We start from the raw sequence: 16,545 nt of genomic DNA on the forward strand, positions 1-16,545 counted from the left end.
GCAGTGTTTAAATAGTCATGCAATGAGTTTTTAAAAATAAGTAAGAAAAAATATGGTAGTATATGCTTATGTAGAGAGTATAAGAAAGGAATGAAAACATGGTTAAAATTATGATTGTGGAAGATGATCCTAAAATCGCGGAATTATTATCTTCTTATATCGAGAAATACGGGTATCAAGCAATTGTTATTGTTGACTTTCAACGTGTATTAGATATGTTTTTACAAGAGAAACCAGACTTAGTGCTACTAGATATTAATTTACCAAGTTTCGATGGATATTATTGGTGCAGGCAAATTCGCGCTATTTCTACGTGTCCTATTTTATTTATTTCAGCTCGTGAAGGAACAATGGATCAAGTGATGGCATTAGAAAATGGTGGGGATGATTATATTCCAAAGCCGTTTCATTATGAAGTTGTAATGGCGAAAATTCGTAGTCAACTAAGGCGTGCATATGGAGACTATGCACCCAAAATAGAAGAACGAATGATTGAACAACAAGGGCTTACTTTGTTTCCAGAGCGTTTAGTATTACAATTACGTAATCAAGAAATTGATGTAACAAGAAATGAAGCGATTTTGTTAGAAATGTTAATGAAAAATTATCCGCGCGTTGTAAGTAGAGAAGTGCTATTGAACAAACTTTGGGATAGTGAATCATATGTTGATGATAATACACTAAGTGTGAATACAACACGTGTTAGGAAAAAGTTGCAAGCATTAGGTATTCAAGGTGCAATTGAAACCATTCGTAGTGTCGGTTATCGATTACATATAACATGGGAAATCGGTGGAGAAAAATGATAAAACTATTTATACGTGAGCATATTCCGCTGCTATGCTTTACAATTTTTCAATTCATTGCTATTTTTCTTGTTTATTGGTTTGATGGCTATCGTCATATGACAACTGCACTTTATGCAATGTTTTTAGGATTATGTTTTTTGATTGCATATTTACTATATCGCTATTTTACCCATAAGTCTTTTTATGAAAGGTTAGCAAATCCGCTGCGATCTTTAGATGAATCCGTGCAAAAATCAGATTTTGCAGTCTTGTCTACTGCATTACATGAGTTATTAGAAGTACAATACCGTCATTATCAGAATCAGTTACAAGTGCAGGAACGTAAAAATGAGGAGCATTTAACTTTTATGAATCAATGGATTCATCAAATGAAAACACCTTTATCTGTTATTGAATTACTTACACAAGATGAAGTTGATCCTCGATTTGAAAGTATCAATGAAGAAGCGGATAAATTAAAAAAAGGATTAGAAATGGCTTTATATGTGGCACGTCTGGAAACTTTCACACAAGATTTTTATGTAGAAAGAGTCCAATTGTATAAGTTAGTAAACGAAGCAATACATGAACATAAGCGTTTTTTTATCCGTAATTTTGTATATCCCGAAGTAAAAATTGAAAAAGACATCATTGTAGAGAGTGATGCGAAGTGGCTTCAATTCTTAGTTGGTCAGATTCTCTCTAATGCAATTAAATATTCAACGGGTAGTAGAGAAAAAATTATACTGAAAGCATATAATGTAGACAAGCGGATCATCTTAGAAGTGAGTGATTTTGGAGTAGGCATACCGAAGCAAGATATACCACGAGTATTTCAACCTTTCTTCACAGGAGAGAATGGTAGAGATTTTAAAGAATCTACAGGGATGGGACTATATCTTGTACATGAAATTGCAAAACATTTAGGTCACAAAGTAGAAATCTATTCTGAAGTAAAAAAAGGTACGACTGTACGGATTATTTTTTATACTTTATAAAAGCTGATGAAAAATTCTATTTCATCAGCTTTTTTAGAAATCTTACAAAGTTGTAAGATAAATGAAAGACGAATCAATATGAGATGTAAGATAACTCCTTTACACTTCAAATTAGTTAGTATAAATGAAGGGAGAATAAAGTATGGAAATATTGCAGGCGAAAGGGATTAGTAAGGTATATAAGGGTAAAGTTCCTTATAAAGCTCTTGCTGATATTGATTTATCTATTCAAGAGGGTGAATTTGTTGGGATTATGGGACCGTCTGGTAGTGGGAAAACTACATTGTTAAATATGGTATCCACGATTGATTCACCAACATCAGGAAACATTTTAATAAATGGTACGAACCCTTTTCAATTGTCATCTGAAGAATTAGCGTTATTTCGTCGACAACGGTTAGGATTTGTTTTTCAATCTTTTAATCTTCTCAGTACGCTTACTGTAAAAGAAAACATTGTGTTGCCGATGACGTTAGATGGAGTGGCTGTAAAGGAAATGAATAAGCGGGTGGAAGAAGTTGCAGAAAAGTTAGGCATTCTCGATATTTTGCATAAAAGAACATATGAAATTTCAGGTGGTCAAGCACAGCGAACCGCAATTGCTCGTGCAATCATTCATAAGCCACAATTGTTATTAGCGGATGAACCTACGGGAAACTTAGATTCTAAGTCTTCGAATGATGTGATGGATATGTTAGAAGAACTGAATAAGAAAGAACGTGCAACGATGATGCTTGTTACTCATGATCCATATGCAGCAAGTTACTGTAGTCGCGTTATCTTCATTAAAGACGGTGAATTGTATAATGAAATTTACTGCGGTGAAAGTAGGCAAGCTTTTTACCAAAAGATTATCGATGTTCTCTCGTTGTTAGGAGGGAAAAGGCATGACTTTTCGTCAATTCGCGTTTAATAATGTTTTTCGTAATAAACGGACATATGCCGCTCATTTTTTAAGCAGTACATTTTCTATTATGATTTTTTTTACATACGCGCTTTTATTATTTCATCCTAATTTAACAGGGGAGTTAAAATCGACAAGTGAAACGATAAGTGAACTCGGAACAATCGGGTTTAGGATCTCACAAGGCTTGATTTTTGTTTTTTCATTTTTCTTTATCTTATATTCAGTAAGCTCATTTTTAAAAACACGTAAAAAAGAGTTTGGTATTTTAATGATACAAGGAATGTCTATTAGGCAGTTAAAAAAGTTAGTATTAATTGAAAATATGTTAATTGGTATTTCTTCGATTTTTATAGGTATTATCATTGGTCTTATCTTTTCTAAATTAGTGTTACTCATTAGCTCAAGTATTTTAATGATTAACAATGGATTGCCGTTTTATATTCCAATTCAAGCGATTGTATTAACGATTATTACATTCCTGCTTTTATTTTTAATTGTATCACTTGTTACTTTTAAGATGATAAAAGTGACTGAACTTGTGGAACTGATTCAAACAGAAGAAAAACCAAAGCCTGAACCAAAGGCCTCTCTTTTATTATCATTTTTATCTCTACTTAGTATAGGTGGGGGATATAGTACAGTATTTCGTTTTATCATTAGTAAAAATCCGGTTCTATTAGTATTAGGTGTATTACTTGTAATCATTGGAACATATTTTTTATACACACAATGTAGTGTTTTTTTATTGCGTATAGCGAAAAAGAGAGAATCTTTATTTTTGAAAAGAACAAATATATTAACATTTTCAGAATTAATTTACCGTATGAAAGATAATGCAATGATGTTTTTTATAGTGTCTATTATTTCGGCAGTCGCGTTCACCGCAATTGGAACTACCGCTGCACTTGGAAATAAAGAACTGTCAAGAATGACAAATCCTTATACATTTACGTATATGAGTTTTGAAGGGAATAAAATGGTAAATGAACACCTTTCAACAATTAAGAAGCATCTTAATGATGCCAATATCCCTTATCGATTGGCATCCGCTTCTACTAAATATACAGAAAGTAATATTTCTATTATGAAATTAAGTGAATACAATGATCTTGCGAAAGCTCTTGGCTACCAAACGGAAAAGCTTGGTAGAGAAGATGAGATTTTGTTAGTCCCAGGATGGATAGCACAAAAACAAGAGTTTAAAGATGGGGAATTTAAAAAAGAAATTGAAGTGATTCATGCGGATTGGATGAAAACATTTCATGTGAAAAAAGCTGTACAGAATTTGGTTTTACCACATGAAGTAGGAAATACTTTAATTGCAGTACAAGACCAAGTATATGATAAAGTTCCATTCATTGCTCGAGAGGATATCACGATGTCTAAAGAGCGTATTTACGGATTTGTTGTAGATGATTGGATGAGAACAAAGGAAATTTCACATCAATTAAATAACATACTGGGTAGAGAGAGTGGAGAGCGTAGTTTTTATTTCGAAGCTTTAACATTGCAGTGGTTACAAGCGAAACAAACAAACGGATTGTTACTTATGGCAAGTGTTTTAGTGGGAATTGTCTTTTTTACATTTGCAGCGAGCTTTATTTATTTCCGTTTATATACAGATTTAAATCGAGATCAGCAACAATATAAAATGATCTCGAAAATGGGATTAAGTAGACGCGAGTTAAAAAGGATCGTAACAAGGCAGCTGTTAATCATGTTCTTTTTACCAATTATCGTTGCGGTAATTCATACTGCAGTTGCATATACCGCATTACAACAATTAGTGGATTTTTCTATTTTAAACAGTTCAATCGTTATCTTAATATCATTTGTATGTATACAAATTTTGTATTTCTTTATAACTCGTTGGCGTTACCTACAAAAACTTTATAGGACTATGGATCAGTAAAATATGATTATTAAGGTTTGATTGTATCAAAGGTAAATGGAAGATAACCATAATGAGTATACCTGAAAATTAATTTAGACAATGAAAGGAGTCATAATGAGAAAAACAATATCTTTTTTTATATTAATTGTCCTGATTGTCACAAGCCTAAGTGCCTGTTCTTCCTCTGAAGAAAATAAACGGCCTGCGAACGGGATGATAATGATTGGGGACGAACAATTTACTTTACCTATTTTTGAACGTTACAAAGAAAATATAGAAGAAAAAGAAGTATTTGAAGTGAAAACGGGGGTTTTTGGTGAAAATAAAGTGCTTATTATAGATGAATCTACAGCGCGAGCTATGATAAAAGATCGAATTTTGCGGAAGAATGATATGAATAATCGCTACGGTTATACTTCTATAAAAAAATTACCGGAAATCCCAAAAGGGGCTTCGCTATTATTTACGCATGAAGAGGAAAAACATATTACAAGTATCGATTTAAACAGTAAAGAAATTCCTGTTTCATATGACAGCGATGCTTGGATTGGAAATTCCCGTGATTATGAGTCTCAATGGTACCTTATTGTTGCGAAAAATGATGTATATAAAGAGATAAAAGCGAATGAAACAAAATTACAGCTCATTCACTTTAAAAAATCATTAGGATATGAAAAACCTAAGATGTCAACAGACAATACAATAGTAATCGAATATTTAAAAATGAAGAGGCAAGTTAAAGATTTTAATAAATTAATATCAGTAAAATTTGTTACCTTTGAGGATGAGAGTTAAAAAGAATAGGGAATTGTCAACAAAACTTTATCAACCGTGTAATGTTTCGTAATTGATAGACAATTTAGATAAGATAGTTTACAGTATCTTTAAGTTAATAAATGTGATAGAGAATGGGAGATCCACACTATATAGCCATTGCAAATTGCGTTGGTATATCTTTGTGGATCTTTTTTCTATTACATAAAAAGGAGGTAGAATTGAAAGCGTTTTTATTAGGGAGAGGAAAAAGAAAAGGGGATGTAAAATGAAAAGATTATTTTGGGGATTATTGGTTTTATGTATTATTGTTTCAAGCGTAGTACTTCCAGTACCAACACATGCGGAAGAAGGAAAGAAAAATAACAATCCTATTATTTTGGTACATGGCTTTACAGGTTGGGGAAGAGATGAATTATTGGGCGTAAAGTATTGGGGGGGTGTACATGATATTCAAGAGAATTTAAAGAGAGATGGATACAGTGTACATACCGCTGCTGTTGGACCGTTATCAAGCAACTGGGATCGTGCTTGTGAGTTATATGCTGAAATTAATGGGGGAACAGTAGATTATGGAGCGGCTCATGCTGAGAAACATGGACATGATCGATATGGGAGAACATATACAGGGTTTATCCGAAATTGGAGTGAGACAAATAAGGTTCATTTAGTAGGACATAGTATGGGTGGTCAAACGATACGTACACTTGTTCAAATATTAAAAGAAGGAAATCAAGAAGAGAGGGATTATGCAAAACAGCATGTAGATGTGAAGGTGTCTCCGTTGTTCCAGGGCGGAAAATCATATGTTCATAGTGTAACGACATTGGCAACACCTCACAACGGGACAACCCTTGCAGATGGAAGTTTACTTCTACCAGCTGTAAAGCAATTACTCGTCGCAACTGCTGGAATCGGAGAAAATAACACTCTATCACTATACGACTTTAAATTGGATCAATGGGGAATTAAAAAGAAAGCAGGGGAGTCATTTTATCAATATTCAAACCGTGTCTTAAATAGTTCCATTTTGAAGGATACGAAAGATATAAGTCAATGGGATTTAAGTACAGATGGAGCGAAGGAATTAAATGACTGGGTAAAAGCGCAACCAGATGTATATTATTTCTCTTACAGCGGACATGCAACACAAGCCGCACCTATAACGGGAATCCATTTTCCGCACATTACCATGAATAAGACACTAATGGGAAATGCAATTTTCTTAGGGGCATATGCAAGATACGAACAGAATCGTCTATTCATCGATTCATCTTGGTGGCAAAATGATGGTGTAGTGAATACAAGTTCAATGGTGGGACCATCAACTGATACGATTATAAATAATAATGACACACCAGAGCTTGGAAAATGGAACCATATTGAGACAAAACAAAACTGGGATCACCTTGATATGGTTGGACTAAGTGTTTCGGACTCATTAGGGTTTTCTGATATTAATGCTTTTTACCGAACAATCGCTGAAAAGTTATCCAATTTACCAAAATAAAGTAAAACTGTAATCATTGGGGGTCTTACTGTCCACGAATAGCGGGGAGGACTGAATTCCTATTTATATCGAAATATAAAAACTCTCTCAGATTATTCTGAGGGAGTTTTTACTTCGTGAATTGTATTGTACTTTCGAAGTATAATGGAGTTAACATTAAAATAGCATGGTAGTCCGAGGTGATGATATGAGAGTTAACGTGGTGATATCTGGATATGGAACTGTTGGAAAAGAGTTTGTAAGATTGGTATTTGAGAAAGCTTCATATATAAAAGAGATGTACGGCATCGAACTTGCTTTTACTGGAATTATTGGGAGTACAGTCAATCTTTATAATGACAAAGGTTTACATATTAAAGAATTATTAACTTATGGTACTGGTTCTCATGTATTAGAGAAGTATACCAAACACTATCCACTTGATAAAAGTGAAAAGTTTCCTTTTGGTACTGTATTAATTGAATCGACACCAACTAATCTTCAAACTGGTGAACCAGGAAGAACATACATTGAAACAGCGATTGAAAACCATATGGATGTAGTAGCTATTTCGAAAGGAGCACTTGTTAACGCATGGAAAGAAATAAAAGAAAAAGTAAAACTCGCAAACGTACGTATTTGTTATAGCGGCGCAACTGCTGCTGCACTTCCTACATTAGATATTGGACAATTCAGTTTAGCAGGATGTCAAATTGAAAGTATAGAAGGTATTTTAAATGGAACAACAAATTATATTCTTACAAAAATGTATGAAGAAGATGTAACATTCCAGGAAGCATTGCATCAAGCGCAGCACAAAGGGATAGCTGAAACAAACCCCTCATTAGATGTAAGTGGAATGGATAGTGCATGTAAACTTTTATTATTGACAAATAGTTTGCTGCAAGCAGAATGTTCATTGAATTGTATATCTATAAAAGGTATAGAGGATGTTACAAAACAAGATATAGAGAAAGCAAAAGAACAAGGTAAATCTCTAAAACTAATTGCAACAGCATATAAAGATCATTCAGGAAATCTTAAACTTGAAGTATGCCCGCGTGAAATAGAGAAAGGGCATCCATTGGCTCATGTAAATGGAACAGAAAAAGGAATCACTTTTCATACTGATACGATGGGGAAAGTTACTTCAACCGGAGGGGCTTCAAGCCCAAGAGGAGCAGCAGCAGCGGCTTTGAAAGATTTAATTAATTTGTATCGAAAAGATGTATGATGAAAAAATATAGTCTTCAATTAAAATGAAAAAGATAATAATTAACTTGACAAATAAATATTTTTATGTTATAATAAAAATTTTAACATTTGACAGTAAACCCTTAGGGTGATACATTTTAGTAAGAGAAATAACTTCACTAATTTATGTATCGAGGGGGACGTGTAGTATGAAAATAGAAAACGGTCTAGCGGTTTTGAAATTGAAAATTCAAGGATTTGAATTAAATCCAACATTACTTTGGGATGAAAAAGAAGCTCTATTAGTCGATACTGGTATGCCAGGTCAATTAGAAGGGATTCGCGATGCAATGATTGGTATTGGTGTGCCTTTTGAACAATTACAAGCAGTTATTTTAACTCATCAAGATATAGACCATATTGGAAGTCTTCCTGAAATACAGCAGAAGGCAGATCATTCTATTGAAGTGTACGCCCATGGATTAGACAAACCTTATATTGAAGGACAGTTACCTCTTATTAAAGGAGATCCAAATAAAATGAGTGAAGAAAAATGGGTGGCACTTCCAGATGTTGTGCAAGCTTTATATAAAAATCCTCCAACAGCAAAAGTAAGTCAAACATTAGAAGATGGACAAAGACTTCCATTTCTCGGAGGCATTGAAGTGATTCATACACCAGGACATACTCCGGGGCATATTAGTTTATATAGTGAAAAATATAAGACATTAATTGCAGGTGACGCGATGGTATGTGTTGAAGGAAAACTAAAAGGGCCAGTTCCACATACGACACCAGATATGGAAACAGCTACAGAATCACTTAGAAGATTTTTAGAGTTTGATATTGAGAGGATAATTTGTTATCACGGTGGTGTTTGTGATTCAAATGTTAAAGAGCAAATTGAACAGTTAGTAGGAATGGATAAATAGTGTTTTGTAAAAATTATATTTTATGAAGTTTGAACTATCAAATAATATGTGACAGCTATATGAATTATGTTTTGATAAATATCAAACTAAATAGTTAATATCTATCCGCTAGGGGAGCCTTTTATAGGCTGAGATCAAAGAATTTTTTCGAGACCCTTAGGACCTGATGTGGGTAATACCAGCGTAGGGAAGTGGAAGTGACAGAAGATAATATTTTTAAAATATTGATGATGTCCAGCCTGCTTTCTTTACGTGTGTGTAAAGAAAACTTTTTTATTTTGCGCACCTAATTGAAGTAGATCCCAGTAGTCTAGTCGTTAACGAGCGATTCGTTAAGAAACTTGTTTCATTTTTTACTACCAAAACGTTTATTGGAGGGCCTATAATGTCATTTTCACAGTTATTACGTAAAGAAGTTAATCCGATTTGGGAAACAAGTTTTAATCATCCATTTGTGACAAAACTAGGAGATGGAACATTAGATTTAGCTAGTTTCCGTTATTACGTTTTGCAAGATTCATATTATTTAAGTCATTTTGCAAGAGTACAATCGTTAGGAGCAGCAAAAGCTATTGAATTAGAAACAACGGCTCGTATGGCACACCATGCACAAAATACATATCAAGCTGAATTATCACTGCATGAGAATTTTGCGAAAAAACTAGGAATTACGGAAAAAGAAAAAGAATCGTTCATTCCTGCACCCACAGCTTATGCGTATACATCACATATGTATCGCGCTGCATATGAGGGGCATATCGGGGATGTGATTGCAGCGATTTTACCTTGTTATTGGCTTTATTATGAAATTGGTGAGCGACTTAAGGAATGTAAACCTGAAGAACCAATTTACCAAGAATGGATTTCCGCATACGGCTCTGACTGGTTCCGTACTTTAGTAGAAGAGCAAATCGCTAGATTAGATGCCATTGCAGAAACAGTAACAGCAGCTGATCGAAAGCGGATGAAACAGCATTTTGTAATTAGCAGTCAATATGAATATTCATTTTGGGAGATGGCTTACACATTAGAAAAGTGGCCAGTGGAAGAAAAAGTAGAGGATGTAAGTTTATCTCGCATTAACGGGCAGTAAGCCACCCACCTCAAGACTCAGAGGGAAACGAGGAAGCTAGGTGGGGGGGATCAACTGCCCGTAAAAGCCCGATTGGTGAGGGCTGATTAAAGTTGCACTTTATAAGGGAAAGATATGGCTCTCATCATACATGAAAATGAAGAGTATAGAAAATGACTAACTTAGTTTAGTCATTTTTTTGTACAAAAATAATAATCTCTACATTTTAGAAAAATTAACTTCAGTCATTAGTTACTTAACTATTATAAAAAATTCACACAATAAAAAGAGGGAGAAGGCATTTTTTATTGAAGTTTGTTTATAATCGCTTTTTAACTTGTTAGGGGGGATCGTAAAGTAGATTATTAATCTCTTTGATAATTTTTATTTTCCTTATAGTACTTGGCATGTTGTATTAAAAAATTTTAATTTTGAAAGGAGAATCAATAAATATGAGCACGAAAAAACGAATAGGGAATAAGTTATTACTTGTTAGTGCAATTTGTGCGATAACTATCCCTTCTGTTTCATATGCGGAGGAAGTAATTTCACCTGAAAATTTCGCGAGGTCTTCAAGTTTGTATGAGGGACGGAATACGGATGTATTGAAAACAAGTTTATATCCCGATACATATAATAATCCATTCAACCACCAATTTATTTCGACATTAAAGGAAACAAACACAAATATAAAAAAAATAGACAATACTGATGATGAAAATCCTGTTATATCTACTACCCTTACATTTATCCGTTATATGCATACTGAGAATTATAAATCTGCATTTGATTTAACTTCTCGATCATTACAGAAAATAATATCCGAAAAATGGCTGAAGAGCTATTGGAAGGGACTCCCGGTGCAATTACAAGCAGGTTCTTTTATGGGAATTGGAGAGGTAACACAAAAAGAGACAAATTCCGTTCATACAAATGTAGAGATTAAATTAGTTTTTGAACAATTTACTGTACCTTTACTAATTAAACTAGATCCATCTGGAAAAATAGATGATTTTCAACTTAGCATGTCGTCTAGTCCTGTTGCAGAGCGGCCATCATATAGTAAGCCTGAATCATTTGTTGATAAAGAAGTAGTAGTTGGAAGTGGTGCGTTTCCATTACCAGGAACATTGTCTGTTCCAAAGGGAAAGGGTCCTTTCCCAGCGGTTATTCTTGTTCAAGGATCTGGAGCAACCGATCAGGATGAAACAGCGTTTGCTTTAAAACCATTTCGCGATTTAGCTGAAGGTCTTGCCTCGAAAGGAATTGCTGTCCTTCGCTATAATAAACGAACCTATGAACATGGATTGAAAACACAATTTAGTCCTTTTTATACAGTTGATAAAGAGACAACAGATGATGCACTTCTTGCGACTCGTTTTCTTCAAAATGAACCTATGATAGACAAGAATCAAATTTATATTCTTGGTCATAGTCAAGGTGGAATGATGCTTCCGAAAATGATCGAAAAAGACCAAGATCAAAATATTGCTGGGGCAATTGTGATGGGAGGACCAGCCCGTACGATCCAAGATGTTGGTTTAGATCAATTTGAGTATCTTTTTTCTATTGGAGCAATGAAATCTGAAGAATATAAATTTTACAAATCGCAATTCGAATTATTAAATGATCCCAATTTCTCTAGTCAGAATCCTCCAAAAGATTTTTATTTAGGATCACCAGTATTTTGGGATTCTATCCGTAAAATTAAAGCAGCAGAAATGTCAAAAGAACAAAAGACACCGCTTCTTATTATTCAAGGAGAAAGAGACTATCAAGTTCAATCGAAAATCGAAATTCCTCTTTGGAAAGAACAATTAAAAGAGAGAGATAACGTAGAATATCGACTTTATCCAAAGTTAAATCACTTCTTTACAGAAGGAGATGGGGAATTAAGTAAACCGGATGAATATTATAGTCCTGCCAATATCCCTGAGTATGTTATAAATGATATTACTACTTGGGTTCAAGGAAGATCGAAATAAAAATAGGGACATTATCATTTAATAACGATTTGTTACATTTAAGATAAAATCATTTTTCATTGTGAAACACATATAATCATAGTATGATGTAAGCAACTATAAAGAACGGAGGGATTTACCTAATGGCATTTTTCAGATTCCGATTTCATACTTTGAGCCGCTAATTGAAGGCTCTGCCTGTGTGCAGGGTAATCGGGATTGGTCTGCCTATTTTTAAGGTAACCCCTATTTGGGTGATACGCAAAAAGAGAGCGGAGCAAAACTGCGCTCTTTTTGGTGTCTTTACAAATATAATAAATAATGTCATATGATTCATAATCACTTCTATTTTTCTGATGAGGTGTTTTAAGTGATAAGGTGTGACTCATAAAATATTTCATTTTATCCAAAGACCATTCATAAGACTGAGAAGATCATTATTTTAAAAGGGGATTTTTTCAGTTTATTTGTGATAAATTATTCCGTTTACTCAAAGTACAGGTAATCAGCTTATGTTTTTTGTGCTTATATGAAGAATTTTAAAGGAGTGTTTATCTATGACAAATGCAAATAAACAGAAAAGTATAGAAGAAATTTTAAAAATCGCTGAAAAGAATGGTTTACAATTGAATAAAGAAAGCTCTGAATTAAATGAATCAGGAATGGACTTTCAAGTTGTATTTGCTACTGATGAGAATGGAATTTCATGGGTTCTTCGGAAACCGAGAAGACCAGATGTAATTGAAAGAGGAGCGCTAGAAGGAAACATATTGGAGGTTGTTCAAAAATATTTACCTGTATCGGTACCAAATTGGAAAATCAATACACCAGAATTGATTGCTTATCCACTAGTAAAAGGTACTCCTGCTGCTGTTATTGATTTAGAAATACAAAATTATGTATGGCACATTCAAAATAATCCACCGTCTATGGCATTTATTCGATCTTTAGCAGAATCTCTCGTCTCCTTACATTCGATCAATCATAATGAAGCGACTAAATATGGAATAGAAGTTCTTCAACCTGCTGAAGCAAAGCAATTGTTAATAGATAGAATGCATCAAATAAAATCACAACTTGGTGTTTCAGATGAGCTATGGGAGCGTTGGCAAACATGGCTTGCGGATGAATCTTATTGGCCGAAGCACTCTGCATTTGTTCATGGCGACTTACATCCGCCGCATATTTTAGTTGATGAAAATACCAAAGTAACGGGTCTTCTAGATTGGACAGAAGCGAAAGTGACGGATCCAGCTACTGACTTCACTCTGTATCTTACAATCTTTGGAGAGGATAATTTGAAAGTATTGTTAAACGAATATGAAAAAGCAGGAGGGAAAGTGTGGCCGAGAATGCTTGAACACATTATCGAACTTGGCGCTGCTTATCCGGTCATGATTGGATTGTTTGCACTACAGACAAAGGAAGAGGCACATATGGAGATGGCGCGTGGGGCTTTGGGGCTAGATAAAAAATAGTAAATTATATTGTATGAACTAGCTATGTTGTAAGGGGAAGTATAATCATTTTAAAAAGGTATATTCAAGTCGTTGAGCTCTTGTCCATCACACGTTTGAAGATGGGAAAGTACGGTGAATATACAATAGGATAATTTGAAAATCCCGCTAATTTACAAATAGCGGGATTTGTCATTTCTTTATACAAATCTAGATCTCTATTGTCAATTATAGTTTTGTTTTTTTGTTTACTTTTTGGTACTAGTAGGATTAAGATGTTTTTTAGGAATGTTATTATTTTCATGCATATACACTATAATTTAGTGGAAATGAGGAAGATGCTAAAAACAACAAAATTTGCTTTGTTATATAGTAGAAAGATAGAAAACTGAAAGGGATGAGAGTTTTGAAGAAACTTGATGTGCTTTTAATGGTACTCAGCTTCCTGTTCCCAATTGCAGGTATTATGAAACAAATTCCTCTTGAATTGTCATTTTATGTAGGAGGGCTGTTGTTTTTCACGAGTTTTGGAAGCTATTATGCAAAACGAATGTATTCACGAATATGTAGTTGGCTCGCTTACACTATATTTATTACGTTTTTGCTAGCGATTTGGAATCAATACGTAACAACTGGTTCTTTACTAGCAAACGCAAAAATCGCTGCATGTGTTGCCGTGATTCCACTTATACTCCGATTTCGTACCTATGCAATTACTTTAGGACTATTGGCATTATGGGGTGGTTTATTATGGGATATGAAACAATCCCAATCATTAGCTGTTCTTGGACGTATTATAAACTTATTGACTTCAGAACGATTGTATCTACTCTTACTAGTAGTCGGATTTATATTTGGTGGGTTGCTTGCCAACATGCTAAAGCGTGGTAGCAACAATGAAAAACAAGAAAAAACCAATCTATTCAAACAAAAAAAGAAACGAATCAAACCGAATTTTAAAATTCGTATTCCGAGTTTACCAAGATTGAAAGTGAAGATGCCAAAGTTCAGTAAAAGATCTTCTAACTCAAAAGAAACACGTAAGTATGAACCAAATCGTGAAGAAAGTGTACCAATGTACCATACAACGCAAACAGAGCATCAACATCATGAAATAGAAACAACGCAAGGTCAAACAAGAATGGAACGAAGAAAAAATCGTTATAATGCATAGAGGATATTCCTAGATAAATATATTAATTATTTAAAACCACTATGATAGGGTTAAATAAATTGATTAACTTATTCAGAAAGAATGAATTTTCTATCAATTATTATTGACAAAACAAAGATAGTTCTATAATATCATAGTTAAATTTCAATAATCAAAAATCGTTGACTAAGAAGAGTACGTTTAATTGATGCGTTACAGAGAGCTGGGGTTGGTGCGATCCAGTACGATAGGTTATGCCGAATGGGCTTAGGAGAGGTCTGCTGAAACGCTAGGAGTATGCGACCCGGGTTCCGCCGTTACAAGGATGAGGATATCGAATTTATTATTCCGTATCCAAAAACGAGAGGGTTCTGAGTCTATGTGACAAAGAATCAAAAGAGGTGGCACCACGGTATAATCGTATATATCGCCCTCTACATGCTTCATGCATGTAGAGGGCTTTTTGCGCTCACACGCTTTTTCTTATTCAACAATAAAAAACAAAGGGAGGAATTAATATGAATTTATTACAAGCGGAAAATGGATATTTTGGAGAATTTGGGGGTAGTTTTGTGCCAGAACAACTCCAAGAAGCTTTACTTCACTTGGAGAATGCATTTAATCAATACAAAGATGACCTAGAGTTTATAAAAGAATATGAATACTATCTCAAAGAATATGTAGGGCGGCCAAATCCACTGTATTATGCGGAGCGTTTGAGTGAAGAAATTGGTGGTGCAAAAATCTATTTAAAAAGAGAAGATCTTAATCATACAGGAGCCCATAAAATTAACAATGTATTAGGACAAATTTTACTCGCAAAGAGAATGGGAGTAAAACGCATCGTTGCAGAAACTGGAGCGGGACAGCATGGAGTTGCTACAGCTACTGCATGTGCTATGTTCGGAATAGATTGTACGATTTATATGGGAGGGATGGATACAGAACGTCAACAATTAAATGTATTTCGTATGGAACTATTAGGAGCGAAGGTAATTGCTGTTCAAGAAGGAGGGCGTACACTTAAAGAAGCGGTAGATGCAGCACTTGAAGATTATGCTCAAAGCTATGAAAATACATTTTATTTATTAGGTTCGGCACTGGGACCACATCCGTACCCAACAATCGTTCGTCACTTCCAAGCTGTAATTGGAAGAGAAGCAAGAGCACAGCACATTGAAAAGGAGCAACGCCTACCTGACTATTTGGTTGCTTGTGTAGGTGGAGGAAGTAATGCAATTGGGTTATTTGCCCCTTTCTATAATGATAAAGAAGTAAAAATGGTAGGTGTTGAACCGGGTGGCAAAGGGATTGAAACAGGGATGCATGCAGCACCTCTTACAGCAGGAGAACCTGGTATCATCCATGGATTTAAGTGCTATATGATGAAAGACGAGAATGGCGAGATCGCAGAGGCACACTCTATTGCCGCGGGACTGGACTACCAAGGCGTTGGACCAGAACATAGTTATTATAAAGAAACTGGACGTGCAGAATATGTAGCTATTCATGATGATGAAGCATTAGAAGCTTTTCATAAGTTGTCTCGCATTGAAGGGATTATTCCTGCATTGGAAAGTTCTCATGCAGTGGCGTACTCTATAAAATTAGCAGCAACTTTACGAAACGACCAAAGTATTATTGTGAATTTATCTGGGCGTGGTGATAAAGATGTACAACAAGTGTTTGAAATGAATAATCGAAAATAAATGTATGTCAAAGAATTTAAAAAGCGATTTTCCGTTCAGTTTTAGGCAGAAAATCGCTTTTCTATATGTTTTTTTTCACGTGAATGTAGCATAATTACATTAATCCCGCATTAACGGGCAGTTGGTCCAACTAATAATTAAAGGCCCCCTCTGATTAAAGTTTCACTTTATTGTACGGCTTCAAAATAGGTTGCTAAGTATTAATTTATTCAAT

Annotated in this window: 13 protein-coding genes, 1 riboswitch and 1 other annotated feature; all 13 genes read left to right on the forward strand. The window is 34.5% G+C overall.

The genetic code is table 11. The features are described from left to right. The first annotated feature begins 98 nt into the window (after window positions 1-98). The 13 genes from JDS96_RS14090 (at window position 99) to trpB (ending at window position 16,331) form a co-directional block, all read left to right on the forward strand. Entirely contained in the window at window positions 99-806 is a 708-nt protein-coding gene (locus JDS96_RS14090) for a response regulator transcription factor (protein ID WP_003204521.1), read from the forward strand. Next, window positions 803-1,786, forward strand: coding sequence for a sensor histidine kinase (locus JDS96_RS14095; protein ID WP_199667182.1), 984 nt, complete (start codon window positions 803-805; stop codon window positions 1,784-1,786). The genes JDS96_RS14090 and JDS96_RS14095 overlap by 4 nt, the downstream gene beginning before the upstream one ends. Before the next feature lie 142 nt (window positions 1,787-1,928). Continuing rightward, window positions 1,929-2,699 (forward strand): ABC transporter ATP-binding protein, encoded by a 771-nt coding sequence (locus tag JDS96_RS14100; RefSeq protein WP_199667183.1) that lies wholly within the window; start codon window positions 1,929-1,931, stop codon window positions 2,697-2,699. Beyond that, a complete protein-coding gene (locus JDS96_RS14105; protein WP_199667184.1) occupies window positions 2,674-4,605 on the forward strand; it encodes an ABC transporter permease in 1,932 nt (643 codons plus the stop codon). The genes JDS96_RS14100 and JDS96_RS14105 overlap by 26 nt, the downstream gene beginning before the upstream one ends. 96 nt (window positions 4,606-4,701) lie before the next feature. Next, complete coding sequence (locus tag JDS96_RS14110) at window positions 4,702-5,382, forward strand: lipoprotein BA_5634 family protein (RefSeq protein ID WP_199667185.1); 681 nt, start codon at window positions 4,702-4,704, stop codon at window positions 5,380-5,382. Between the two features lie 247 nt (window positions 5,383-5,629). Beyond that, window positions 5,630-6,871, forward strand: coding sequence for an esterase/lipase family protein (locus tag JDS96_RS14115; protein WP_199667186.1), 1,242 nt, complete (start codon window positions 5,630-5,632; stop codon window positions 6,869-6,871). A 187-nt stretch (window positions 6,872-7,058) separates the two neighbouring features. Next, on the forward strand, window positions 7,059-8,084 hold the full coding sequence (locus tag JDS96_RS14120) for a homoserine dehydrogenase (RefSeq protein WP_199667187.1): 1,026 nt from the start codon (window positions 7,059-7,061) through the stop codon (window positions 8,082-8,084). A 169-nt stretch (window positions 8,085-8,253) separates the two neighbouring features. Then, a complete protein-coding gene (locus JDS96_RS14125; protein ID WP_199667188.1) occupies window positions 8,254-8,976 on the forward strand; it encodes an MBL fold metallo-hydrolase in 723 nt (240 codons plus the stop codon). A gap of 100 nt (window positions 8,977-9,076) precedes the next feature. Next, window positions 9,077-9,183: riboswitch (TPP riboswitch) on the forward strand. 178 nt (window positions 9,184-9,361) lie between these two features. Next, window positions 9,362-10,069 (forward strand): thiaminase II, encoded by a 708-nt coding sequence (gene tenA / locus JDS96_RS14130; RefSeq protein ID WP_199667189.1) that lies wholly within the window; start codon window positions 9,362-9,364, stop codon window positions 10,067-10,069. A gap of 431 nt (window positions 10,070-10,500) precedes the next feature. Beyond that, window positions 10,501-12,033, forward strand: a complete 1,533-nt coding sequence (locus JDS96_RS14135) for an alpha/beta hydrolase (protein WP_199667190.1) — start codon at window positions 10,501-10,503, stop codon at window positions 12,031-12,033. Window positions 12,034-12,569: 536 nt separating this feature from the next. Then, window positions 12,570-13,490 (forward strand): macrolide 2'-phosphotransferase, encoded by a 921-nt coding sequence (locus tag JDS96_RS14140; protein ID WP_199667191.1) that lies wholly within the window; start codon window positions 12,570-12,572, stop codon window positions 13,488-13,490. A 385-nt stretch (window positions 13,491-13,875) separates the two neighbouring features. Next, window positions 13,876-14,643 (forward strand): DUF3959 family protein, encoded by a 768-nt coding sequence (locus JDS96_RS14145; RefSeq protein ID WP_199667192.1) that lies wholly within the window; start codon window positions 13,876-13,878, stop codon window positions 14,641-14,643. Between the two features lie 152 nt (window positions 14,644-14,795). Further along, window positions 14,796-15,060: a binding site (T-box leader), on the forward strand. Between the two features lie 80 nt (window positions 15,061-15,140). After that, on the forward strand, window positions 15,141-16,331 hold the full coding sequence (gene trpB, locus JDS96_RS14150; RefSeq protein WP_199667193.1) for a tryptophan synthase subunit beta: 1,191 nt from the start codon (window positions 15,141-15,143) through the stop codon (window positions 16,329-16,331). Window positions 16,332-16,545 lie beyond the last annotated feature (214 nt).

The organism is Bacillus cereus group sp. N21 (genome assembly GCF_016483395.1).
Classification (GTDB): domain Bacteria; phylum Bacillota; class Bacilli; order Bacillales; family Bacillaceae_G; genus Bacillus_A; species Bacillus_A pseudomycoides.